The organism is Pseudomonas sp. TH07 (assembly GCF_016651285.1).
Lineage (GTDB): Bacteria > Pseudomonadota > Gammaproteobacteria > Pseudomonadales > Pseudomonadaceae > Aquipseudomonas.
In genome coordinates this window covers 5,754,877-5,777,303 of record NZ_JAEKED010000001.1, presented here as the reverse complement: position 1 = coordinate 5,777,303, position 22,427 = coordinate 5,754,877, and the positions used below count along the sequence as shown (strand labels likewise).

19 protein-coding genes, 1 pseudogene and 1 riboswitch are annotated in these 22,427 nt (G+C 65.8%); of the genes and pseudogenes, 8 read left to right on the top strand and 12 right to left on the bottom strand.

The window, feature by feature from the left end:
• Positions 1 to 136: 136 nt before the first annotated feature.
• The 7 genes and pseudogenes from JFU57_RS26480 (at position 137) to JFU57_RS26450 (ending at position 7,568) form a co-directional block, all read left to right on the top strand.
• Complete coding sequence (locus JFU57_RS26480; protein WP_201131329.1) at positions 137 to 1,444, top strand: amidohydrolase family protein; 1,308 nt, start codon at positions 137 to 139, stop codon at positions 1,442 to 1,444.
• A gap of 110 nt (positions 1,445 to 1,554) precedes the next feature.
• Entirely contained in the window at positions 1,555 to 2,703 is a 1,149-nt protein-coding gene (locus tag JFU57_RS26475) for an acyl-CoA dehydrogenase family protein (RefSeq protein ID WP_201131328.1), read from the top strand.
• Positions 2,703 to 3,775: pseudogene (locus tag JFU57_RS26470) on the top strand (acyl-CoA dehydrogenase family protein). The gene JFU57_RS26475 and the pseudogene JFU57_RS26470 overlap by 1 nt, the downstream one beginning before the upstream one ends.
• Complete coding sequence (locus JFU57_RS26465; protein WP_020296377.1) at positions 3,772 to 4,572, top strand: crotonase/enoyl-CoA hydratase family protein; 801 nt, start codon at positions 3,772 to 3,774, stop codon at positions 4,570 to 4,572. Before JFU57_RS26470 ends, JFU57_RS26465 begins: the two are co-directional and overlap by 4 nt.
• Before the next feature lie 42 nt (positions 4,573 to 4,614).
• The gene (locus JFU57_RS26460) at positions 4,615 to 5,739 is read left to right on the top strand and encodes an acyl-CoA dehydrogenase family protein (protein ID WP_201131327.1); all 1,125 of its coding nucleotides are present in this window, start codon (positions 4,615 to 4,617) and stop codon (positions 5,737 to 5,739) included.
• A gap of 23 nt (positions 5,740 to 5,762) precedes the next feature.
• Entirely contained in the window at positions 5,763 to 6,314 is a 552-nt protein-coding gene (locus tag JFU57_RS26455; RefSeq protein WP_201131326.1) for a glutathione peroxidase, read from the top strand.
• Between the two features lie 48 nt (positions 6,315 to 6,362).
• Entirely contained in the window at positions 6,363 to 7,568 is a 1,206-nt protein-coding gene (locus JFU57_RS26450) for an MFS transporter (protein WP_242489770.1), read from the top strand.
• A 17-nt stretch (positions 7,569 to 7,585) separates the two neighbouring features.
• On the opposite strand, the gene JFU57_RS26445 is transcribed toward JFU57_RS26450, so the two are convergent.
• The 7 genes from JFU57_RS26445 to JFU57_RS26415 all read right to left on the bottom strand — a co-directional run bounded on the left by JFU57_RS26445 (position 7,586) and on the right by JFU57_RS26415 (position 15,427).
• Positions 7,586 to 8,350, bottom strand: coding sequence for an ABC transporter ATP-binding protein (locus JFU57_RS26445; protein WP_201131325.1), 765 nt, complete (start codon positions 8,348 to 8,350; stop codon positions 7,586 to 7,588).
• Complete coding sequence (locus tag JFU57_RS26440; RefSeq protein ID WP_201131324.1) at positions 8,347 to 9,354, bottom strand: FecCD family ABC transporter permease; 1,008 nt, start codon at positions 9,352 to 9,354, stop codon at positions 8,347 to 8,349. Before JFU57_RS26440 ends, JFU57_RS26445 begins: the two co-directional genes overlap by 4 nt.
• Positions 9,351 to 10,211 (bottom strand): ABC transporter substrate-binding protein, encoded by an 861-nt coding sequence (locus JFU57_RS26435; RefSeq protein WP_201131323.1) that lies wholly within the window; start codon positions 10,209 to 10,211, stop codon positions 9,351 to 9,353. The genes JFU57_RS26440 and JFU57_RS26435 overlap by 4 nt, the downstream gene beginning before the upstream one ends.
• A gap of 47 nt (positions 10,212 to 10,258) precedes the next feature.
• Complete coding sequence (locus JFU57_RS26430) at positions 10,259 to 12,379, bottom strand: TonB-dependent receptor (protein ID WP_201131322.1); 2,121 nt, start codon at positions 12,377 to 12,379, stop codon at positions 10,259 to 10,261.
• A 35-nt stretch (positions 12,380 to 12,414) separates the two neighbouring features.
• Positions 12,415 to 13,188: a class I SAM-dependent methyltransferase gene (locus tag JFU57_RS26425; protein WP_201131321.1), complete on the bottom strand. Its 774-nt coding sequence runs from the start codon at positions 13,186 to 13,188 to the stop codon at positions 12,415 to 12,417.
• Between the two features lie 109 nt (positions 13,189 to 13,297).
• Positions 13,298 to 13,499: riboswitch (cobalamin riboswitch) on the bottom strand.
• Between the two features lie 57 nt (positions 13,500 to 13,556).
• The gene (locus JFU57_RS26420; RefSeq protein WP_201131320.1) at positions 13,557 to 14,552 is read right to left on the bottom strand and encodes an NADP-dependent oxidoreductase; all 996 of its coding nucleotides are present in this window, start codon (positions 14,550 to 14,552) and stop codon (positions 13,557 to 13,559) included.
• Between the two features lie 86 nt (positions 14,553 to 14,638).
• On the bottom strand, positions 14,639 to 15,427 hold the full coding sequence (locus tag JFU57_RS26415) for an SDR family NAD(P)-dependent oxidoreductase (RefSeq protein ID WP_201131319.1): 789 nt from the start codon (positions 15,425 to 15,427) through the stop codon (positions 14,639 to 14,641).
• Positions 15,428 to 15,584: 157 nt separating this feature from the next.
• Between JFU57_RS26415 and JFU57_RS26410 the strand changes: the two genes are divergently transcribed.
• The gene (locus JFU57_RS26410; RefSeq protein WP_201131318.1) at positions 15,585 to 16,163 is read left to right on the top strand and encodes a TetR/AcrR family transcriptional regulator; all 579 of its coding nucleotides are present in this window, start codon (positions 15,585 to 15,587) and stop codon (positions 16,161 to 16,163) included.
• 54 nt (positions 16,164 to 16,217) lie between these two features.
• On the opposite strand, the gene JFU57_RS26405 is transcribed toward JFU57_RS26410, so the two are convergent.
• The 5 genes from JFU57_RS26405 to JFU57_RS26385 form a co-directional block, all read right to left on the bottom strand.
• A complete protein-coding gene (locus tag JFU57_RS26405) occupies positions 16,218 to 17,054 on the bottom strand; it encodes an ABC transporter ATP-binding protein (protein ID WP_201131317.1) in 837 nt (278 codons plus the stop codon).
• On the bottom strand, positions 17,042 to 17,845 hold the full coding sequence (locus tag JFU57_RS26400; RefSeq protein ID WP_078468933.1) for an ABC transporter permease: 804 nt from the start codon (positions 17,843 to 17,845) through the stop codon (positions 17,042 to 17,044). Before JFU57_RS26400 ends, JFU57_RS26405 begins: the two co-directional genes overlap by 13 nt.
• 9 nt (positions 17,846 to 17,854) lie before the next feature.
• Positions 17,855 to 18,841 carry an ABC transporter substrate-binding protein gene (locus tag JFU57_RS26395; protein WP_201131316.1) on the bottom strand — a complete coding sequence of 329 codons (987 nt, stop codon included), beginning with the start codon at positions 18,839 to 18,841 and terminating at the stop codon, positions 17,855 to 17,857.
• Between the two features lie 442 nt (positions 18,842 to 19,283).
• Positions 19,284 to 20,918, bottom strand: a complete 1,635-nt coding sequence (locus JFU57_RS26390) for a GMC family oxidoreductase (protein ID WP_201131315.1) — start codon at positions 20,916 to 20,918, stop codon at positions 19,284 to 19,286.
• A complete protein-coding gene (locus JFU57_RS26385) occupies positions 20,915 to 22,315 on the bottom strand; it encodes a purine-cytosine permease family protein (protein ID WP_201131314.1) in 1,401 nt (466 codons plus the stop codon). The genes JFU57_RS26390 and JFU57_RS26385 overlap by 4 nt, the downstream gene beginning before the upstream one ends.
• Between the last annotated feature and the right edge of the window lie 112 nt (positions 22,316 to 22,427).

Genomic DNA, 22,427 nt, shown 5'->3' with positions numbered 1-22,427 from the left:
CGCGGCCCTGACCCTGCACGCCCACATGCTGCACTTCTGATTTAATATGAACACAAACAAAAAAAGTGTTTAATTAGTGGTGGATGTGCACTATGATCCAGGCACAACAACAAGCCCGAATGCGAAGGGGAAAACAATGAAAGTTGAAGATCTGATTCTCGTCAGCGTCGATGACCACGCGATCGAGCCGCCTAATGCCTTTGCTCGCCATATGCCGGCGCGCTTCAAGGGGCGCGAGCCTCATGTGGTCAAGAAAGGCGACCGCGATGTATGGGTGTTCGAAGAGCAGGCCACCGGTTACATGGGCCTGAACTCTGTGGTCGGCCGACCCAAGGAGGAGTACGGCATGGAGCCGCTGGGCTACGATCAGATGCGTCGTGGCACCTGGAATATCAAGGACCGGGTCGACGACATGAACGCCAATGGCGTGCTTGGTTCATTGTGCTTCCCCACCTTCCCGGGCTTCGCCGGTCAGCGCTTCCAGGTCCATGCCGACCGTGATGTTTCGATGGCGGCGATCCAGGCTTATAACGATTGGCACCTGCATGACTGGTGCAATGCGGCACCGGGCCGTTTCATTCCGCTGATGATCGTGCCGTGGTGGGACATGAAGGCCGCTGCGGCCGAAGTGGAACGCCTGGCCAGGCAGGGCGTGCATGCGCTGTCGCTGTCGGACAACCCGGCGATTCACGGTTATCCGTCGATCCACAGTGACTACTGGGACCCGCTGTGGAAGGCCTGCAGCGACAACAAGGTGGTGATCTGCTGCCATATCGGCACCGGTGTCAAAGCCAACCACGCGTCCGATATGTCGCCGATCGACGCCTGGATCACTTCGATGCCGATCTCCATCGCCAACTCTGCGGCGGACTGGATCTGGGCGCCGATGTGGAAGAAATTCCCCGACCTGCGCATGGCCCTGTCCGAAGGCGGCATCGGCTGGATCCCGTACCTGCTGGAACGTGCGGACTTCACCCACCGCCACCACAACGCCTGGACCAACTCCAACTTCGACGGAAAGATGCCCAGCGATATCTTCAACAAGCACTTCGTCACCTGCTTTATCGAAGATAACTTCGGCCTGCAGAACCTGAAGTACTTGAACACCGACATGGTCACCTGGGAAAGCGATTACCCGCACTCGGACTGCACCTGGCCGAACTCGCCGGAAACCGCCTGGGAAGGGCTGCAGCACCTGCCGAAAGAGATGATCGACAAGGTCACCCACCTGAACGCGATGCGTGAGTTTTCCTTTGACCCGTTCTCCATCCACGGTCGGGAAAACTGCACAGTGGCCGCATTGCGCGCCCAGGCGACCCATGTCAGCACCGAGCCGGCCCTGGGCCTGGGTGGCGCCGACCACGGTCGCCATGACAACAAGCCCGTCACCTCAGGCGACATCAATGCGATGTTCGCCGAGGCGGACGCGCAAACCGCGTTGTAACTGCCACTGTTCCCGCAGCCGTCGGCCAACGGCGGTTGCGGGTGCGGTTGCCATTCTGTGGTCGCTTCGTTCGAGGCGATTGCGCCTGTGTTCAGCGTTAGAGAGCGCATATGGCCATCAGTCAATTTTCCTACAGCAGTATTCCGCCGCAGGCCCAGGCGTTGCGGGCAGAGGTGCGGGCGTTCATCCAGGACACACTGGCCGATTACCCGGCCACCTTGCGCGCCGAATCGTGGATGGGCTTTGACGCCCGGTTCAGCCAGAAACTCGGGGCCCGGGGCTGGGTCGGCATGGCGTTGCCCGAAGCCTATGGCGGAGCGGCGGCCGGCCCCTTTGCCCGCTACGTGATCATTGAAGAGTTGTTGGCGGCCGGCGCGCCGGTCTCGGCCCACTGGATTGCCGACCGCCAGAGCGGGCCGTTGATCAACCGCTTCGGCACCGAGGCGCAAAAGCAGCAGTACCTGCCCGCTATCTGCCGCGGCGAAAGCTATTTCTGCATTGGCATGAGCGAGCCCAATTCCGGCTCCGACCTGGCGTCGATCAAGAGCAATGCAGTGCGTGACGGCGACAGCTGGCGGCTCAACGGGCAGAAGGTCTGGACCACCAATGCGCACCATTCGCAGTACATGATCGCCCTGGTGCGCACCGGCGAAAAAACTGCCGCCCGCCACGACGGCATGTCGCAATTCATCGTCGACCTGAGCCTGCCCGGGATCACCATTCGCCCGATCCGCGACCTGGCCGGCGGCGAGCACTTCAACGAAGTGTTCTTCGACAATGTGCGCCTGCCCGCCGATGCCTTGATCGGTACGCAAGGCCAGGGCTGGGACCAGGTGACCGCTGAACTGGCGTTCGAGCGCAGCGGGCCCGAGCGTTTTCTCAGTTGCATGGCTCTGCTGAAAACCTTGATCGATGCGCTGGGCAAGACCCCCGATGCCTTGCAGGCGCGGGAAATCGGCCGCCTCTCGGCCAAGTTGCTGACCTTGCGCAACCTGTCGTTGTCGGTCACCGCGCAACTGGCTGCCGGCGAGCACCCGGCCTGGGCGGCGTCCTGCGTCAAGGACCTGGGCAATGCCTTCGAGCAGGAAATCCCCGAGGTGGCCCAGTTGCTGCTGGAAGCCGAACCCCGGCAGGACGGGGGCAACGAGCACGCCCGGGTCCTGGCCTATCTGATGCAAATGGCGCCGTCGTTTTCATTGCGCGGCGGCACTCGGGAAATTCTGCGCGGCATCATTGCCCGTGGCTTGGGGTTGCGATAATGCGCGAACTATTTGAAGCGACGATTGAACGCCTGTTTGCCGACCTGGCGACACCGGCGCAGGTGATGGGCTGTGACGGCGGTGAATGGCCGACCCGGCTGTGGGCGGCTCTGGACGAGTCTGGCTTCACCCTGGCCGGAGTCAGCGAGGCGCAGGGCGGGGCGCAGGCCAGTTGGGCGGACATGTACGTCATGGTGCGCGCTGCGGGCCGCCATGCGGTACCGGCCCCGCTGGGGAGGCGCTGCTGGCCAACTGGCTGTTGAGCCGGGCCGGGTTGGAGGGGCGGGCCGGGGCATTGAGCATCGCCGCCAGCGCCGACCTGGTGCTGGACGACGGGCGGGTCTATGGCTCGGCCTATGCCGTGCCTTGGGGGCGTCATGTCGATGCCCTGGTCGCCATCGCCCATACGCCGGCGGGCACACCGAACCTGGTGTTGCTGCAACGCGACTGCGCCAGCGAGCTGACGCTCAGCCTCAATGTGGCCGGCGAACCTCGGGATGACCTGGGTTTCACCAGTGCCCCGGTGTTGGCGCAGGCACCGTTGCCAGCCGGGCTCGACGCCCAGGTCCTGCACCTGGCGGGGGCGATGCTGCGTTCGGCGCAGATCGCCGGCGCCCTGCATGCGCTGCTGGACATGACCGCCGGCTACGCCCGCGAACGCCAGCAGTTCGGCAAGGCCATCGGTTCGTTCCAGGCCATTCAGCAGCAACTGGCGGTGTTTGCCGAGCAGGCGGCCGCTGCCGGGATCGCGGCCGAAGCTGCGTTTGCCGAATCCGTCGACGGGCTGGCGGCGCTGACCATTGCCGTGGCGAAAATCAGCACCGGCGAAGCCGCTGGAGTGGGCGCCGGCATTGCCCATTCGGTACACGGCGCCATTGGTTTCACCGAAGAGTATCCACTGCACCTGCTGACCCGCCGCTTATGGGCCTGGCGCAGCGAGTTCGGTTCCGCCAGCGTCTGGAGCCAGCGCCTGGGGACCCAGGTGTGCCAGGGCGGCGGCGATGGCTACTGGCCGCTGCTGACCGGTCATGGCCAACACCCTCTCACCAGCCTTGCGAGTAATCCGGCATGAGTGCGTTTCTTCAGATCGAGCGCGAGGGCGGGATCGTCACCGTGCGCATGAACCACCCCGACACCCGCAACGCCCTGACCACGCCCGAGCAGATCCAGGAGTTTGTCGACCTCTGCGCCGAGCTGCGCCGCGACCAGTCGGTGCGGGTCATGGTGCTGACCGGCAATGGCAGCGCGTTTTGCGCCGGGGGCAACGTCAAGGACATGCACGAGCGCGGCGGGATCTTTGCCGGCTCGCCCTATGAGCTGCGCAACACCTACCGCGACGGCATCCAGCGCATTCCCCTGGCGATCTACGAGCTGGACATCCCGGTGATTGCGGCGGTCAACGGCCCGGCGATTGGCGCCGGGCTGGATCTGGCCTGCATGTGCGACATCCGCCTGGCATCCACCACCGCGGTGTTCGCCGAAAGCTTCGTGCGCCTGGGCATCGTGCCCGGCGACGGCGGGGCGTGGTTGCTGCCGCGCATCATCGGTATCCCCAAGGCCAGCCTGATGTCGTTCACCGGCGACACCATCAATGCGGTCAAGGCCCTGGAATGGGGGCTGGTGGAGCAGGTGTGCACACACCAGACGCTTATGGCCGAGGCGCGCTCGCTGGCGGTGCGCATTGCCAGCAACCCCGGGCATTCGCTGCGGCTGTGCAAGCGCCTGCTGCGCGAGGGCCAGCACATGCGCCTGGACTCCTTGCTGGAGCTGTCGGCGGCCTATCAGTCCCTGGCCCATCACACCCAGGACCATCACGAGGCGGTGTCGGCCTTTGTCGAGAAACGCAGCCCCGACTACCTCGATCGTTAAGGCAGCAGCGCCATTACCGAGTCACATTCTGGAGTACTGAAGATGCGTGGCGTTTTCCGCGAAGACCACACTATGTTCCGCGATCAGGCGCGCCGTTTTGTCGACCGCGAGATCGTGCCCTACCTGCACGAGTGGGAAAAGAACGGCATCGTGCCCAAGGAAGTCTGGCTGAAGGCCGGGGAGACGGGCTTGCTGTGTTCCACCGTGCCGGAAGAGTACGGTGGCCCCGGCGGCGATTTCGGCCACTCGGCGGTGATGATTGAAGAGCTGGCCCGGGCCAATGCCACGGCCGTCGGCTTCACCACCCATTCCGAGATCGTCGCGCCCTATATCGTTGCCTATGGCAGCGAGAAGCAGAAGCAGCGCTGGCTTCCGCGCATGGTCAGCGGCGAGCTGATCGGCGTGATCGCCATGAGCGAACCCGGCATTGGCAGCGACCTGCGCTCGATGCGCACCCTGGCGCGCCGCGACGGTGAGGACTACCTCGTCTCCGGGCAGAAGACCTTTATCACCAACGGCGGCAATGCCGGGCTGATGGTGACGGCGACCAAGCTCGACCTGAGCGCCAAGGAACTGACCCTGATCTGCATCGAAGAAGACCGCCAGGGTTTCTCCAAGGGCCGCCTGCTGGACAAGATCGGTCTCAAGGGGCAGGACACCGCCGAGTTGTTTTTCGATGAGGTGCGGGTGCCTGCGGGCAACCGCCTGGGCGAAGAGGGGCAGGGCTTCAAGTACCTGACTCACCAACTGGCCTGGGAGCGGCTGATCATCGCCATTCGCGCCGCGCAGTCGATCGAGACGCTGCTGGCCGAAACCATCGACTACACCCGCGAACGCAAGGTGTTCGGCAAGCCGGTACTGGACTTCCAGAACACCCGTTTCAAGCTGGCCGAAGCCAAGGCGCAGTTCACCATGCTGCGGGTGTTTGTCGACGACTGCCTGGCCAAGGTCATGCGCGGCGAGCTGGCGGCGGATGTGGCGGCCATGGCCAAATTGCTCGGCTCGGAAATGCAAGGCAAGCTGCTCGACGAATTCCTGCAACTGCACGGCGGTTACGGGTTCATGAGCGAGTACAAGATCAGCCGGGCCTGGGTCGATGCGCGGGTTGCGCGGATTTATGGCGGCACCTCGGAAATCATGAAAGAAATCATTGGCCGTACCCTTTGACGATCCCAGCAAGAGGCACACAGATGACTGATTCCCTTTACGACATCCCGTTGAAGCAGATCGATGGCAGCCCGAGCAACCTTGGCCAGTACCGGGGCAAGGTCCTGCTGGTGGTCAATGTGGCATCCAAATGCGGCCTGACCCCGCAATATGCCGGCCTGGAGCAGCTTTACCAGGCTAAACGGGCCCAGGGCCTGGAAGTGCTGGGCTTTCCCGCCAACAACTTCAAGGAGCAGGAGCCGGGCAGCGACGCTGAAATCGTCGAGTTCTGCTCCCTGAACTACGACGTGCACTTCCCGCTGTTTTCCAAGCTCTCGGTGCTGGGCGCGGACCGTCATCCGCTCTACGCCGGGCTGACCGCCGCGCAACCGGCGGCCATCGGCGACGGTCCGTTCCGCGAGCGGCTCAAGGGCTATGGCATCGAGTCCGAGAACACCACGGACGTGCTGTGGAACTTCGAGAAGTTCCTGATCGACCGCCAGGGCCGGGTCGTGGCGCGTTTCGCACCGGATGTCGCGGCGGATGACCCTCGGTTGCTCGAGGCCATTGAAACCCAACTGGCCAAAGAGGCCTGAGGCCTGGGCGCAGATCGACGGAGCAGGGCGCATGAGGCACGGCGCGACATGAGTCAGGGCGCCCCCCCCATGGCAGCCGGGGTCAAGGCGCGGACCGGGCACGGCCTGGTCCTGTCGATCGTTGGCTTCAACTTTATTTCCTATGTCTGCAACGGCTTGCCCCTGGCGGTCCTGCCTGGCTACATCCTCAATGACCTGGGCCTGGGCTCGGTGTTTGCCGGGCTGGTGATCAGCGTGCAGTACCTGGGCACGCTGCTGGCGAGGCCGCTGGCCGGCGGCGTGGCGGATCGAATGGGGCCCAGGTTCTCGGTGGCGTGCGGTTTCTGCGGCTTGATGGTGAGCGGCAGCCTGACGACGCTGGCGATCGTCCTGCATGACCATTCCTGGCTGTTCGTCCCGCTGCTGCTGGCCGGGCGGGTGCTGCTGGGAGCCTCCACCGCCATGGTCTCGACCCCGTGTACCACGTGGGCCATTGGCCTGTGCGGCGCCCCGCGCGCCGCCCAGGTGCTGTCCTGGAACGGCATCGCGGCCTATGGCGGCACGGCGGTCGGCGCGCCCCTGGGCGTATTGCTGCGCAATCTGTTCGGGTTGGCCAGTGTCGGGCTGTGCACGGTGCTGCTGGGGCTGGTGTTCCTGCTGCTGGCCCTGGGCAAGCGTCCGCCGCCGCGGGTGGCTGGCGTGCGCCTGGCGTTTTATCGGGTGCTGTTCAGCGTCATGCCCAATGGCCTGGTGCTGGTGTGCAGCTCCCTGGGTTTTGGTGGATTGACGGCTTTTGTCGTGCTGTATTTCGACAGTCGCGGCTGGGGACATGCCGCCTATTGCTTAAGCAGTTTCGGCGTGGGTTTTATCCTGGCCCGCTTGCTGACCCCGGGCATCCTGCAGCGTTTCAGGGGCTACAAGGTAGTGGGCGGCTGCCTCCTGGTGCAGACCCTGGGCATGCTGCTGATATGGCTGGCGCCGTCTCCCGGGCTGGCGATTGCCGGCGGTGCGCTGACCGGGATCGGCGTGTCGTGGGTCTACCCGGGGCTGGGGGTCGAGACATTGGCCCGGACCCCGGCGGCCAATCGCAATTCGGCCCTCAGTGCGCTTTCGTTATTCTTCGACCTGGCGGTCGGGGTGGCCGGCCCGTTGATGGGCTGGGTGGCCACGGGGTTTGGCTACTCCGCGATATTTCTTTGCGCCGCCCTGATGTCCAGCGGCGGTTTTATCGCCGTGCTCGGCTTGTGCCGATATCAGCCGCGCCAGCACCGCTGATTGCGCCTGGGTGCCGCCTATTGCGCGGCGCCCAGGGGAATCGGATATAGGCCATGGGGGCTGTCATGCCAGGCGAACCCCAGGCCGAACGCCTGTTCCAGCCAGCCGGCCTGCCGGACTGCCTGGGGGCTGCCCGTGCCCAGCAGGCGGCCTTCGGCCAGGACCGCGATGCGGTCGGCGAAGCGCATCGCCAGCCCCAGGTCGTGCAGCACCAGCAGTTGCGCGCAATGGTCCAGGCGGCTGCGCAGGTAGTTCATCAGGCTCAGTTGGTGGGCGATGTCCAGGGCGGCGGTGGGTTCGTCGGCCAACAGCAGGGGCGAGTCGGCGGCCAGCGCCCAGCCGATCCCGGCTCGTGCCCGCTCGCCGCCGGACAGCTGGGACAGCCGCCGCTGCAGCAGGTGGTGGATGTCCAGGGAGTGGATCAGCGCCCGGGGCAACGGCTGGCCGTGCAGCGCCGGGTTGCGCCGGGCGCCCAGGCTCAGCAGCTCGGCCACTTGCAGGTCCCATTGGCTGCGAAAGTCCTGGGGCAGGTAAGCAAGCTGTTGCGCACGCTGCGCCGCGGGCCAGGCGGCAAGGGGCCGTTGCTGCAACTGCACCTGTCCGGCGCTGGTCGGCTGCACCCCGGCCAGGGCGCGCAGGGCGCTGCTTTTGCCCGAGCCGTTGGGACCGACCAGCACCAGCAGCTCGCCGGGTTGCAGCTCCAGGTTGAAGTCATGCAGCACCGCTCGGCCGGCGTGTTCGACACACAGGCCCCGGGCCTGGAGGACGGGAGCGATGCTCATGGGGCAGGCCTCGTGCGGGTCAGCAAGACAATGAAAAACGGCGCGCCGAGCAGGGCGGTCAGCAACCCCAGGGGGATTTCCGCCGGTGGCAGCAGGCTGCGGGCCAGGCCATCGAGCAACGCCAGCAGGGCGCCGCTGACCAGGGCACTGGCCACGATCAGGCGCTGGTGGGTCGGGCCCAGCAGCCAACGCACGGCATGGGGCGCGACCAGCCCGACAAACCCCACCAGCCCGCCCCAGGACACCGCCAGCGCGGTGATCGCCGCCGCCAGCAACAGCGCCAGGTTGATAAAGCGCCGGGGCCGCAGACCCATGCTGTAGGCCACCTGATCGCCGAACCCCAGCAGGTCCAGGCCATGGGCCAGGCGCCGGGCCGCCAGTAGCGCGAGGAGGGTGAGCAGGCCCAGCAGGCCGAGTGCGGCGAAGTCCGGGGTGTGGATGCCGCCCAGGGTCCAGCTCAGCACCACTTGCAGGTTGACCGTTTCATCCGACAGCGCCAGCAGCAGCAAGCTGCGCACGGCGCCGAGCAGGGCGGCAACGGCGATGCCGGCCAGCAGCAGGCCGCTGGTGTCGTTGATCCGCGTCAGGCGGGTGATCAGCAGCACCAACAAGGTCGCGCCCCAGGCTCCGGCAAAAGCCAGCAGTGGCAGGCTCAGGGCCAATGCCAGCGGCAGCGGCACCAGCAGCGCAATGGCCGCCCCCACCGCCGCCCCCGGGGCGCTGCCAAGCAGGTAGGGCTCGGCCAGGGGATTGCGAAACACGCCCTGGAAAATCACCCCGGCCAGGCCCAGGCAGGCACCGACGCAAAAAGCCGCCAGCACCCGCGGCAGGCGCCAGGTCAGCAGCAGTTGGGCAAAGGGCGAATCGCTGCCGTGCCACAGCGCCACGGCGTCGCTCCAGTGGGTCAGTTCGGCGCCCAGCCACAGGGCAATCAGGATCGCCGGGATCGGCGTCAGGCACAGCAGGCGGTAGCGGCGGTCGACGCGGCGGGCGGCCCGGGTCATGGCGTAATCTCGCTCAGGGGCTTGGGAAACAGCTCAGGGTGCAGCAGCGCCGCCAGTTGCTCGACGCCTTCAACCACCCGCGGGCCGGGGATCAGCAGCAGGGCGCTGGGCAGGCTGTCGACCCGACCCTCGGCCACTGCGGCAATGCTCTGCCAGCCGGGGCGCGATCCCAGGCTGGCGGCCTGTTGCGGGCTGCCGGCGACGATGATCCGAGTGGGGTTGGCGTGGTACACCGACTCGCCGCCGACCTGGCTCAGGCGGCTGTCGGCGAACAGGTTGCGCCCGCCTGCCAGGCGGAGGATGTCGCTGGTGTAGTTGTGCCCGCGCAGGGTCAGGTAGCTGCCGCGATCGTTACTGCCGGTCTCCAGGTACACCGCCACCGGCGGCTGCCCGGCCAGGCGCGCCTGGACCGCCGCGAGGCGTGCCTGCATGTGCTCGATCAGCTGTTCGGCGCCGCTTTCATGGCCGGTGGCCTGGCCCAGCAGGCGGATGTTGGCCTGCACCGCGACCAGGTCGCGGTGGTTGAGCACCAGGGCCGGAATGCCGATGCGCTGCAAGGGATCGACCAGGGTCGCGGCCTGCCGCGCCGGGGTCATGATCACCAGGTCGGCGCGCAGCCGGGCAATGGCTTCCACGGAAAACCCCAGGCGCCCACCGACCTTGGCCCGGGCGGCGATGTCGGCGGGGTAGCGGGTCCATGCCTCGACCCCGACGATGGCATCGCCGGCACCGATCGCCGCCAGCATCTCGACGTTGCTGGCGAAGATCGCGACGATGCGCTGCGGCTTGTGCCGGATCTCCACCGAGCGTCCCAGGGAGTCGACCAGGGTCCGGGGGAAGCCCTCATCCGCACGCACGCCAGGGCTTGCCAAAAGGCACAACAGCAGTAGCCAGCGCACCCGGCTTAAAACCGGTAGCGCGCGCCGAGGTACAGCTCGCGCCCCGGGTTGCTGTTGCCCAGGCCACCGTTGGAGGCGCGCGGATCGGCCAGCGGTGAGTCATTGCCGGTGGCGATAAACAGGCTGCTGCGGTCGATGTCGAACAGGTTGTTGACCCCGCCGAACAGGCTCAGCTGCTGGCTCAGGGTGTAGTTGCCGCGCAGGTTGAAGACCCAGAACGGCGCCTTGCGGTACACGTAGTTGGCATCCGGGTTCAGCAGCCGCTCTTCGGTGCGGTAGTACACCGGGCCGCGCAGGATCCCGTTCAGCCCCAGGTCCCAGTCACGCTCGCGGCCGTAGGTCAGGCCAAGGCTGGCCTGGTATTGGTACATGCGCTGGATCTGGTCGCGGTGCGGGCCGGTCAGGGTGCTGGCGGCGCCCTTGTCGTCCATGTCGAAGTTCCAGTTGGCGTTGCTGTTGAGGCGCAGGATGCGCTCGTCACCCAGGGCCAATGCGCGGGCCAGGTCGTATTGCCATTGCGCTTCAAGGCCACGGATCACCGCGTCGCCGTCGCCGTTCACGTACTGGCTGACATTGCCGCCCAGGGGGCGGCTGGTGATGCGGTCCTGGATCCGGTTCTGGAACAGCGCCAGGTCGAAGAACTGGTGGCGGCTGGTCAGGGTGATGCCGGTTTCGTATTGCAGGCTGGTCTCGGGCTTGAGGTCGGCATTGCCCAGGGTCTGGCTGCCGCTGGTGGTGGTGAAGTCGGCCGCCAGCTCGCCTGCCAGCGGTGCGCGGAAACCGGTGGAAACCCCGGCCCGCAGCTTGACCCCGGGCATGGCCTCGAAGGCTGCGCCGAGGCTGTAGGTGACCTCATCGAAGCTGCGGGTCTGTTCTTCGAGGGTCGGCATGTAGTCGGTCTTGACCGTGCTCGAGCGGCCATAGCTGTAGCGCGAACCGGCGCGCAGGGTCAGGCGGTCGTCCATCAGGCGCTGGATCAGCTCGGCGTACAGCGCGGCGCTGAGGTCATCGGAGTTGATGTCGTAGGGTGCCACCTGGCTGCTGGTGGAGCCGTTCATGGCCACGCGGAAACGATCATTGCGCAGTGTGCTTTTTTCCAGGTCCAGGCCCAGCAGCAGGTCGGTGCCGGGGCCCAGCAGGAACTGCGGCGTCAGCTTCAGGCCATAGGCGTCCAGGCGGCGCTCGATATGGTCCTTGCTGAACCCGGGGCTGCCGTTGCCCTGGCGCTCCGAACCCCAGTGCAGGTCGTCGACATCACGCAGGGCGTAGACCTGGGCCGCCCAGTTCAGCCAGTTGGTCGGCTTGGCGGTCCAGTTGGCTTCCAGGGACTGGTTATAGCGGTTGTCGTAGTTGTTGTAGTCCCATTGCGAACCGCGAAAGCCCGCGTCGTAGATACCGTCCGAGCGCAGAGTCAGGTCCAGGCGCTGGTCATCGGACAGGTCATAGCCCAGGGCCAACAACCCGCCCCGACGCTTCCACGAGGTGTTTTCCTGGGTGCCGTCCCGGCTCTGATAGTCACCGCGCCGGCCGCTGTCCAGACCCAGGTAGTAATCCAGCGGCCCGGACACGCCGCTCTGGAACAGGCTGCCCTGGGCCAGGCCCCAGGAGCCGCCCTGCAGGGTCGCGCCACCGCCTTCGGTGTTGCGGCCATTGCGGGTGATGATGTTGATCACGCCACCGATGGCCTGGCTGCCATAGATCACCGAGGCCGGGCCACGGATCACTTCAATGCGCGCGACCTGGGCCGGCGACAGCTTGGAAATATTCGCCGTGCCGGCCCGGCGCCCGTTGACCAGCACCGTTACCTGGCTGCGAAAGTCCCGGCCCTGGCCATCGGTATTGCCGCCACGGATGTTGATCGAGGTCTGGCCCGGGGTCCATTCACTGAAAAAGCCCACCGCGTTTTCCGCCAGCAGGTCGGTCAGGTTGCGCGCCGAGGAGCGTTCGATCTGCTCGCTGTCGATCACCTGCACGGTGCTGGTGGCGTCCTTGAGCGACTCGCCGGCCCGGGGTGCGCTGACCAGGGTCGTGTCCATCTGCAGCACCGACGTTTTGTCGGCGGCCTGGGTGGCGAGGCTGGTGCCCAGCAGCAGGGGCAGGGCGAAGGTGTGGCGCAGGCTAGGCATGGGGAAGGTCCGCAGGCAGGTTCTTATGGGAGAGTTCACGCGTGCCAGAGCAAGCTGGCGGCGCGTTTCGGGGCGCTGGCCAGCCAGCCCCCCGGGGCCGGTTGCAGGTGATCCTGCAAATGCCGTTCAAGCAGCCCCAGCGCCGCGCCATCGAGGGCGCCGAGCTTCTCCCTGAAATGCATCAGGGCTGCTTCGGGGGTGGCGAACAACGTGCTGAACGCCCAGTCGGTGAAGTGAATCTCGTCGGGCCGGGCGCTGGCCGGCAGCTCGGCCAGGGTCAGTTGATAGCCCGGGGTCATGTCGCTGCGGTGCAGTTGCGGCGGCAGGAACCCCGAGAGGCAATAGGTGCGCGGGCCCTCCTGGGCCGGCAGGTTCCACACCAGGGTGCCGCTGGCCAGGGGCCGCACCCGCTCGAGAAAGGCCTGGGCCTGGCCGTCGCTGACCGGGATGTTGGCGCAGAGCACGGTCTGTGTCGGCGCCAGGCCCAGGTCGCCGATGTCTTGCCAGAGGCCCGGGTGCAGGCTCAGGCTCACGGCCGGTTCACGGGCCGCCAGGCGCTCGATGCAGCGACCCATATAGGCGTTGGGCTCGACCACGGTCCACTGCCCATCGGGGGCCAGCAGATGCCGCCCAAGGATCCCCGAACCGGCGCCGATATCCAGCAGTTGCCGCTGCGGGCCGAGCAGTTGCAGCAGGCAGCCACCGACACGTTCGACATAGTTGGAGGCGGCCAGATGCTCGGCATAAAACGCCGCTTCGTGGTCGGGCCAGACAAAGGGAGCAGGGCGGGGCGGGGTGCAAAGCGTCATCGGAAAGCGCCGGGTTGAGCCAGGTCGGGCCACCCGCGGGAGCTGAAGCAGAAAGTGGCGGGCAGGGGACAGCATGCGCACGCCAAGGCCTGCACCCGCCCACCGCGGATTGCCATGTAGGGATCAGGCCGGTCTCCGGGCTCGCGAGGGGCATGAAACATTCGCCTTCCCATGCCCAGGCACAGTGGCTGTGTGAATGTTTCGCTCGCATACCGTTGCGGGGGCAGCGCCGGACTCGCCCAAAGGGCCTACCGGCTTCCCGTTTCACCCGCAGCACGACGGCTGCGGACACCTGAAACTGGCGCGCATCTGACCATTGAGGGACGGCAGCGTCAAGCGCCTAAGCCGCAAGCTTGCGGCTTGCAGCTTCAGAGCTTGATGACCACCTTGCCTTTGGCGCGCCCCTGTGCGACGTACTTCAGGGCCTCGGCGGTGGAGGCCAGCGGGTAGCTGCGATCGATCACCGGCTGGGTCGCACCGGCCTCGATCAGTCGGCTCAGTTCACCCAGTTGTTCGCCGCTGGCGCGCATGAACACGAAACGGTAGTGCACACCCGCCTGGCGTGCCTTGCGGCGGATGCCATGACTGAGCAGGCCCATGACCTGCTTCAGCCCCCAGGACAGACGCTGCTCCCGGGCAAAGTCGGCGGTGGGCGGGCCGGAAATCGACACCAGCAGGCCGCCGGGCTTGAGCACCTTGAGCGAACGCGCCAGGGTCGCGCTGTCCAGGCTGTTGAGCACCAGGTCGTAGCCGTGCAACAGGCTGTCGAAGGATTGGCGCGTGTAGTCGATGACCAGGTCCGCCCCCAGGGCCTTCACCCACTCGACATTGGCGCTGCTGGTGGTCGTCGCGACGAAGGCCCCCAGGTGCTTGGCGAGCTGGATGGCGAAGGTCCCCACACCGCCGGAGCCGGCGTGGATCAGTACCTTTTGCCCCGGCTTGAGCTGGGCGGTTTCCACCAGCACCTGCCATGCCGTCAGGCCGACCAGGGGAACGGACGCGGCGTGCTCCATGTCGAGGTTGGACGGCTTCAGCGCCAGGGCCTCCTCGGCCACGGCAATCCGCTCGGCAAAGGTGCCGATACGTGCCTGGGGAGGGCGCCCGTAGACCTCGTCCCCCGGCTTGAAGCGCCGGACCTCAGTGCCCACCCGCAGCACCACGCCGGCCAGGTCATTGCCCAAAACCAGGGGCAGGTGGTACGGCAGGATCAATTTGAATTCGCCTTTGGCGATCTTGGCATCCAGCAGGTTGACGCTGCTGGCATGCACCTGGACCAGGACCTCATGGGCTTGCACCTGCGGCTCGGGCACCTGGCCCAGCCGCCCGGTGTCCTGGCCGTAACGCTCGATAAAAAATGCTTGCATACACAGCCTCTCAGGAGAGCGGTGCCCAACGCTGGCGCGCGGATCGGCGTCAGCGGATGGTCGGGCATGCTCAGGTGGGCGCGGGCTCAGGACGCGCTGCGATAGCGCTCGGCGGCGCGGCTCTGGCGGATGTCGGTCAGCAGCACCTGGCGCGCGGCCTGCAGGTTGTCCCAGCGCGACACTTCATGCAGTGGCGGGATGGTCACCGGTTCGCGGCGATCGAAGCCGACCAGGGCCGCATCCACCAGTTCACCGACGTCCATGACCTCGGGCAGGGTGTTGATATCGATGCCGGAACGTTCCCAGATCTCGGTGCGCGTGGCGGCAGGCAACACGGCCTGGATATAGACCCCCTTGGGGGCCAGCTCCAGGGTCAGCCCCTGGGACAGGAACAGCACGAAGGCCTTGGTCGCGCCGTAGACCGTCATCCCCAGTTCCGGCGCCAGGCCGACCACCGAGCCGATATTGACGATGGCGCCGTCACCGGCCTCTGCCAGGCGCGGGGCGATCGCGCTGGCCAGCCGCACCAGGGCGGTGGTGTTCAGGGTCACGATCTGCGCCACCGCGTCCGGGGTCTGGTCGATAAAACTGCCGGACTGCGCGGCCCCGGCGTTGTTGATCAGAATGCCGATTTTGCGGTCATCGCGCAGGCGCGCCTCGACCTTGATCAGGTCGCTGGTCTGGGTCAGGTCGGCCTGCAACACATCGACGGCGATCCCGTGTTCGCGCCGCAGGCGGCTGGCGAGGGTGTCCAGGCGTGCCTGGTCGCGGGCCACCAGCACCAGGTCGTGGCCGCGACGGGCAAAACGCTCGGCGTAGGTGGCGCCGATGCCGGAGGACGCGCCAGTAATCAGAACAGTCGAAAGAGTGGTCATGGAAATGCTCTCTGGATCAAAAAGGGGGGCAAGCCGTAAGGCGCGAAATGCCGCGCCGGACTTTATGATGATGATCATAATCTTAATCGTCAATGGTTTTGATGATGATCGACATCAATGTATAGTGTGCGCCTGACGAGCAACGAGGCATCCAGCTATGAGGGTCACCAAGGCGCAGGCACAGGCTAACCGGGCGCACATCGTCGAGACGGCGTCGGTGCTGTTTCGGGAACGGGGGTATGACGGCGTGAGCGTGGCGGACCTGATGGCCGCCGCCGGCTTCACCCATGGCGGGTTCTACAAGCACTTCGCTTCCAAGGCCGACCTGATGGCCGAAGCGGCCGCGTGCGGGTTTTCCCAGAGCCTGGAAAACCGCGCCCAGGTCGATATCAGCGAGTTCATCACGCGTTACCTGTCCCGTGAACATCGCGATGGCCGGGGAGTGGGCTGCACCATGGCGGCGCTGTGCGGTGACGCGGCGCGGCAGCCGGAGGAGATCAAGGCCACCTTCGCCAGCGGTATTGAAAACCTGCTGGCCGCCCTTGAGCCCGGGGAGGGGGCCAAGGATGAAACAGGCCAGCAGCTGCGCGCCGCCATCATCAGCCGGGTGGCCCATGCGGTCGGCGCCCTGGTGCTGTCCCGGGCGTGCCCGGATGACTCGCCACTGGCCGATGAGATCCTGGCAGTGTGCCGGACCCAGATCCTGGCATCGCTGCCGCCTTTATCGGTCGACTAGGCGACCCGTGCCGGGCCTCGGCCGGCAGCCATCAGGGTGGCTGCTGCCGCGCGGCTAGTGATCGTCCTCGGGCCAGTCGTGCAGCAGGTGGAAGATGTTGCGCTTCATGCGGATAAAGTCCGGGTCCATGACCATGTCCAGGTTGCGCGGGCGGCCGATGGGCACGTCGAGCACCTCCTTGATCCGCCCCGGGCGTGCGCCCATGACGAAGATCCGGTCGCCGAGCAGGATCGCCTCGTCGATATCGTGGGTCACGAACAGCACGGTTTTCTTGCTGTGCTCCCAGACCTTGAGCAGCAGTTGCTGCATCTGCAACCGGGTCTGGCTGTCGAGGGCGCCGAAGGGTTCGTCCATCAGCAGGATCTGCGGGTCGTTGGCCAGGGCCCGGGCGATGGCCACGCGTTGCATCATCCCCCCCGAAAGTTGCTTGGAATAGTTATCGGCAAAGCGCAGCAGGCCGACTTCATTCAGGTAGTGCTCGACGATCTCCTTGCGCTCCGCCGCCGGCACGCCACGGCGCTTGAGGCCGAACTCGATGTTCTTGCGCACCGTCAGCCATGGAAACAGGGTGTAGCCCTGGAACACCATGCCGCGATCGGCACCGGGCCCATCCACCTGCTGGCCACCGACATAGATCTCGCCCGAAGTCGGCTCGGCCAGGCCCGCCGTCAGGTACAGCAGGCTCGACTTGCCGCAGCCCGAGGGGCCGACCAGGACCGCAAATTGCTGGTCCGGCACCTCGAACGACACCTGCTCCAGGGCGGTGAAGGTGCTGCCCGACGGGGTCTTGTATTGCAGGGTGACCTGATCCACCCGCAGTTGCGGCGCCGGCTGCGGGGCGATGCGGGCCTGGGTGAGTTGGGTGGGAGAAGTTGCGGTTACTGAGCCCATGCGGCCACCTTCAAACGGAGGAATCTGAACAGTTGATCGGTGATCAGGCCCAGCAGGCCGATCACGGCGATCGCCAGGAAAATCACGTCGACCTGGAACCCGCGCATGGCTTTGAGGCTGAGGTAGCCCAGGCCGCTGGAGGCGGCCACCAGTTCGGCCACCACCAGGTAGGTCCAGGCCCAGCCCATGGTCACGCGCAAAGTGTCGAGTACCCCCGGCAGCGAGGCCGGGGCGATCACGTGCAGCACCGCGTCGGCGCGGCTCGAGCCCAGGGTGTAGGAGGCGTTGATCAGGTCCTTGGAAATGCCCTTGGACACGTCGGCGATCATCACCAACTGCTGGAAGAACACGCCGAAAATAATGATCGACACCCGCTGCTCCAGGCCGATGCCGATCCACAGGATGAACAGCGGCACGAACGACGTCACCGGCAGGTAGCGGATAAAGTTCACCAGCGGTTCGAGAAACGCCTGCACCACCCGGAAGCTGCCCATCAGCAGACCGATGGGCACTGCCACCAGGGATGAGATCACGAAGCCGATCATCACCACCTCGACGCTGGCCCAGACATGGGGCCCCAGGGTGCCGTCGCGGGCCAGGCGCAGGGCGGCGTCGAACACCGCCCCCGGGGTCGGCAGGAACATCGCCGGCACCACGCCGCCGTAGGACAGAAACGCCCACAAGCCGATCAGCAGGCCCCAGGCCAGGGCGCTGGCGCTCCAGACCACCTGGATCGGCAAGCCGGTCTTGGGCGTCAGGCAGCGGTTCAGCCACGAATTGCGCTTGGACATGGCGAGCTCCTATTTCGGGCTGATAAAGCGGTTGTCGATCAGGTCGCTGTAGCTGACGTTGAAGGCTTTACCCTGCAGCTCGCTGGCGGTTTCATTGGCCAGTTTGATCACCGTGGCCGCCTCGCCGGTGCTGCCATTGCTGCCCAGCAGCTTCTCGCTCATGGCCTGGTCGTAGAAGCGCACGCCCTTGGCCGCGGCTTCCAGTTCGGCCGGGTCTGCCAGGTAGCCGCCGACGCCCTTGGCCATGATCGCGTAGGCCTCCTTCGGGTGCTCCTGGGTGTACTTCACGGCCTTGTACAGGCCGGCCACCAAGGCCTTGATGTCGTCCGGCTGCTTGTCGATCACGTCGCAGCTCAGGGCCACCACATCGACGATCACCCCTGGGGTACTGCTGCTGTCCACCAGCACCTTGCCCTGTTGCTTGTTGCGCACGGTGGTCAGGTGCGGCTCCCAGGTCACGGCGGCCGGCACGCGCCCGGAAATAAAGGCGGTGGCGGCGTCGTCGGCGGTCATGTTCTGGATGTTCAGGTCGCTCATTTTCATGCCGGCGTTTTTCAGCAGGTAATTGAGCCAGAACTGCGACACCGAACCCTCGTTGACCGCCACCGACTGGCCCTTGAGGTCTTGCAGGCGGTTGACTTCCTTGCCCACCAGCACGCCATCGCCACCATGGCTTTCATCCAGGGCGGCCACAGCCTTGAAGCAGAACTGCGGTCGGTACTTGAGAATCTCATCCAGAGTCGAAGCCGAGCCGGACAACTTGCCAGAGGCCTGGGCCGCCATGTACATCGAGGCTTCCTCGATGGTCGGCAGGTCGACGGTAAGCCCGCCTTCCTTGAAGTAACCCAGGTCCTTGGCCAGGTACAGGGTGCCGTAGCCGACCCAGGTGGTATGGCCGATGGACAGGGTGCCGGCCTGGGCACCGCTGGCAACGCCGGCGGCGATAGCGGTGAAGACCAGGGGACGCATGCAGCGCGAGACGAAAGACTTGATCATTGAGCACTCCCGGAACGATGGTTTTTAGTTCGTATATCTCGGGGCAGTGGGGCTAGACGCCAAAAACGGGAACATCCTGCGGGTCTCTGACGGACCTTTTGCCGCTGTGGGGCGAGGTTGATGTTGGCTGATGTCGAGGGACAGGAAAATTAGTAAATATGTCGTCGCTGACGATGAAAAAGATGGGCTGTTTTTGTGGCGAGGGAGACAGGTGTATGGGCGCCGCACTGCGCTGTTTTTGTGGTGAGGAGCTTGCTCCCGCTGGCCTGCGCAGCAGGCCCAACCTCTGGCACCTCGATAACTTTGGCCCAGCGCGCCGCCATTTGCGGCCGCTGCGCAGCCGAGCGGGAGCAAGCTCCCTCGCCACATGGGCGGGGAGCCAGGTCGCAGGGGCGTCGCACTGCGCTCTTTTGTGGCAAGGGGAGCCAGGTCGACCGAATCGTCAGCTGGTCACCGCCTGGTTCAGGCGGGTGGCACTGGCAGCCTGGGGCGTGCCGTGCAGGATCAGGTCGGCGGCTTTTTCGCCGATCATGATGCACGGCGCGTTGGTATTGCCGCTGATCAGGCTCGGCATGATCGAGGCATCCACCACCCGCAGCCCCTGCACCCCATGCACCTTCAAGTCCGGGCCCACCACGCTCATGGGGTCGAGCCCCATCTTGCAGGTGCCCACCGGGTGGAACACCGTCGCCGCGTACTCGCGCACATAGGCCAGCAATTGCTCGTCGGTCTGCACCGCCTTGCCGGGCAGCATCTCCTCGCCGCGAATGGCGTCGAACTGGCTGTCGGCCAGAATTCGCCGGGCCAGTTTCAAGCCCTCGATCAGCACCTGGGCGTCGCTCGGGTCACTGAGGAAGTTGAAGTCGATCAGCAACTGGCCGTCTCGGTCCAGGCGCAGTTCGCCAATGCTTTTGGGCCGCAGCACGCAGGTGTGCACCGCATAGCCGTGGCCCCATTCGAACAGCCGTCCGCGATGGCTGCGATAGCCCGGTACAAAGTGGAACTGCACATCGGGCACAGCCTCGGCCAGGGGCGTGCGGGCAAAGCCCCCGGCCTCCACGTAGTTGGTGGTGAGCCAGCCCTTGCGCGCCAGCAGGTAGCGCAGGGGCGCGGCGAGAATGCTGGGCAGCGAGCCCAGGGAGAAGCCCAGCGTCAGTGGGCTTTTCGAGCGAATGGTGAGCAGCCCGTCGAGGTGGTCCTGGAGGTTTTTGCCGACCCCGGGCAGGTCATGCCGGACCTCGACCCCGGCCTGTTGCAGCTCGGCGGCCGGGCCGATACCGGACGCCAGCAGCAGCTGCGGGCTGCCCAGGGAACCAGCGCACAGCAGCACTTCACGGCGGGCAAGCAAGGCCTGGGGCTGGCCCTGGATGTCCACTTGCACGCCGCGGGCCACCCGCTGTTCGAGAATCAATGAGCGCACCGCACAGTCGGTGACGACGGTGAGGTTGGGTCGCTCCCGGACCGGCGCGACAAAGGCGCGGTAGCTCGACAGGCGCCGGGCATTTTTCTGCGTGAGGTTGTAAATCCCGCAGCCTTCGAGCCGCTCGCCGTTGAAGTCATCGTTGCGGGCCAGGCCCAGGCGCTGCGCGGCCCTGACAAACAGTGCCGACACCGGGTTGGGGTCGCGCGCCGCCTCGACATTGAGCTCGCCGCCCGTACCATGCAAGCGCGGGTCCTGACCCAGCTGGTTGTTCTCCGACTTCTTGAAATAGGGCAGCACACTGTTCCAGTCCCAGCCCGGGCAACCGGCCTCGGCCCAGCGATCGTAGTCGCTGGCATGGCCGCGAATGTAGATCATGCTGTTCATCGAACTGGAGCCGCCCAGGGCCTTGCCCCGTGGCGTGTGCAGGCGGCGCCCGTTGAGGTTTTTCTGTGGCGTGGAGAAGAAGTTCCAGCTGTAGGTCTTGCTCTTGTACAGGGTGATGGTGCCCGCCGGGGTCTGGATGCGCTGGCTGTTGTCGTGGCCGCCGGCTTCGATCAGGCACACGCTGACGTTCGGGTCGGCGCTCAGGCGGTTGGCCAGGACGCAGCCGGAGGAACCGGCGCCGACAATGATGTAGTCGTAGTCAGTGTTCATGCATTTCTCCCTGCGGGTTTGAGTGCTTGCTGGCGGCTGCGACGGCGGCTGGCCAGGTAGTAGACCGGCGAGATCACCAGCAGCCCGACGATCCAGGAAATATCGGCGCCGCCCATGGCCTGGGCGATGACCCCGGTGTACAGCTCGGTGGCCATGAACGGAATCTGCACCAGCACCCCGAGCACATAGCAGCCCACCGCCGTCCAGTTGAAGTAGCCGTAGATCCCGCCGTCGCGACGGAAGAACGAGTCGACGTCGTAGTTGCCATGGGCGATCAGGTAGTAGTCCACCAGGTTGATCGCAGTCCAGGGCACCAGCACATACAGCAGCAACAGGATGAAGTTGGTGTAGTTGGCCATGAAGTCATCCTGGCCCAGCAGCGCCAGGGCCAGGGCAATGGAGAACAGCAGCAGCGCGGTCACCGCCCGCGACAGGGCGCCGGCCGACCACGTGGGCACCAGGGTCTGGCCCACGGTGATGGCCGAGAGGGTGCCGCAATACAGGTTCATGGCGTTGGTGGCGGCGATGCCGATGGAAAACACCGCCACCACCAGGGTCGCGATGCTGCCGGTCATCTCGATCAGGCCGTTGATGATGTCGCCTTCCACACTCAGGCCAACCACCACCCCCAGGGTCATCGGCAGGATCGAGCCCAGGCAGCAGCCCCAATAGCTGGACCAGAACGCGGCGCGGCCACCGGTGTCGGCCGGCATGTAGCGCGAGTAGTCCGAGACATAGGGCGCATACGCCAGTTGCCACAGGGCTGCGATCGACAGGGTGCCGAGAAAGCCCTGGAGGTTGGTCTGGTTGCGTTGCAGGAAGTCCGCCGGCAGCCCGTGCACGCCGATGATCCAGGCAAAGCACAGCAGCAGGATCGCCCCCGACACGTAGGACATGAGCCGGGTGTAGGCGTGGATCAGGCGATAGCCGAACACCGTCGCCACCACACTGATCAATCCCACCAGGACGATGCCCTGGTTGGTGCTGAACAGCGGGTAGCGGCTGTGCAGCGATTGCCCGCCGAGCACTAGGTTGGAGGCGAAAAAGCCCAGGTACATGATCACCACCAGGGCCACCACCAGCAGCGAGCCGTAGGAGCCGAACTGGCCCCGGGTCTGCACCATCTGCGGCACACCCAGTTGCGGGCCCTGGGCCGAGTGCAGGGCCATGAAGATGCCGCCGATCAGGTTGCCGGCAATCAAGGCGGCCATGGCCGCCAGGAACGGCAACTTGAACACCGTGACCGCCAGCGCACCGGTGACCACCGTCAGCAACATGATGTTGGAGCCGAACCAGATGGTGAACAGGTCGCGGGCGCGACCGTGGCGCAGGTGCCGGGCAATGGGCTGGATGGTGCTCAGTTCAAGGGTTGCGGCTCTGTTGTCGTTATTATTCATCGGTCATTCACTCTGGTATCGCCCGGGCAAACACCCAGGCATGAGTTGCAGGCAAGGAGGATCAAGCCGGTAAACAGTGCCCGGCCGGTTTTGCGCAAACGGCCGGGTCGTG

What these genes read in the sequence shown, in the direction of transcription:
- JFU57_RS26480 (WP_201131329.1), top strand. Translation starts at nt 137, where the DNA reads ATGAAAGTTGAAGATCTGATTCTCGTCAGCGTCGATGACCACGCGATC.
- JFU57_RS26475 (WP_201131328.1), top strand. Translation starts at nt 1,555, where the DNA reads ATGGCCATCAGTCAATTTTCCTACAGCAGTATTCCGCCGCAGGCCCAG.
- JFU57_RS26465 (WP_020296377.1), top strand. Translation starts at nt 3,772, where the DNA reads ATGAGTGCGTTTCTTCAGATCGAGCGCGAGGGCGGGATCGTCACCGTG.
- JFU57_RS26460 (WP_201131327.1), top strand. Translation starts at nt 4,615, where the DNA reads ATGCGTGGCGTTTTCCGCGAAGACCACACTATGTTCCGCGATCAGGCG.
- JFU57_RS26455 (WP_201131326.1), top strand. Translation starts at nt 5,763, where the DNA reads ATGACTGATTCCCTTTACGACATCCCGTTGAAGCAGATCGATGGCAGC.
- JFU57_RS26450 (WP_242489770.1), top strand. Translation starts at nt 6,363, where the DNA reads ATGAGTCAGGGCGCCCCCCCCATGGCAGCCGGGGTCAAGGCGCGGACC.
- JFU57_RS26445 (WP_201131325.1), bottom strand. Translation starts at nt 8,350, where the DNA reads ATGAGCATCGCTCCCGTCCTCCAGGCCCGGGGCCTGTGTGTCGAACAC.
- JFU57_RS26440 (WP_201131324.1), bottom strand. Translation starts at nt 9,354, where the DNA reads ATGACCCGGGCCGCCCGCCGCGTCGACCGCCGCTACCGCCTGCTGTGC.
- JFU57_RS26430 (WP_201131322.1), bottom strand. Translation starts at nt 12,379, where the DNA reads ATGCCTAGCCTGCGCCACACCTTCGCCCTGCCCCTGCTGCTGGGCACC.
- JFU57_RS26425 (WP_201131321.1), bottom strand. Translation starts at nt 13,188, where the DNA reads ATGACGCTTTGCACCCCGCCCCGCCCTGCTCCCTTTGTCTGGCCCGAC.
- JFU57_RS26420 (WP_201131320.1), bottom strand. Translation starts at nt 14,552, where the DNA reads ATGCAAGCATTTTTTATCGAGCGTTACGGCCAGGACACCGGGCGGCTG.
- JFU57_RS26415 (WP_201131319.1), bottom strand. Translation starts at nt 15,427, where the DNA reads ATGACCACTCTTTCGACTGTTCTGATTACTGGCGCGTCCTCCGGCATC.
- JFU57_RS26410 (WP_201131318.1), top strand. Translation starts at nt 15,585, where the DNA reads ATGAGGGTCACCAAGGCGCAGGCACAGGCTAACCGGGCGCACATCGTC.
- JFU57_RS26405 (WP_201131317.1), bottom strand. Translation starts at nt 17,054, where the DNA reads ATGGGCTCAGTAACCGCAACTTCTCCCACCCAACTCACCCAGGCCCGC.
- JFU57_RS26400 (WP_078468933.1), bottom strand. Translation starts at nt 17,845, where the DNA reads ATGTCCAAGCGCAATTCGTGGCTGAACCGCTGCCTGACGCCCAAGACC.
- JFU57_RS26395 (WP_201131316.1), bottom strand. Translation starts at nt 18,841, where the DNA reads ATGATCAAGTCTTTCGTCTCGCGCTGCATGCGTCCCCTGGTCTTCACC.
- JFU57_RS26390 (WP_201131315.1), bottom strand. Translation starts at nt 20,918, where the DNA reads ATGAACACTGACTACGACTACATCATTGTCGGCGCCGGTTCCTCCGGC.
- JFU57_RS26385 (WP_201131314.1), bottom strand. Translation starts at nt 22,315, where the DNA reads ATGAATAATAACGACAACAGAGCCGCAACCCTTGAACTGAGCACCATC.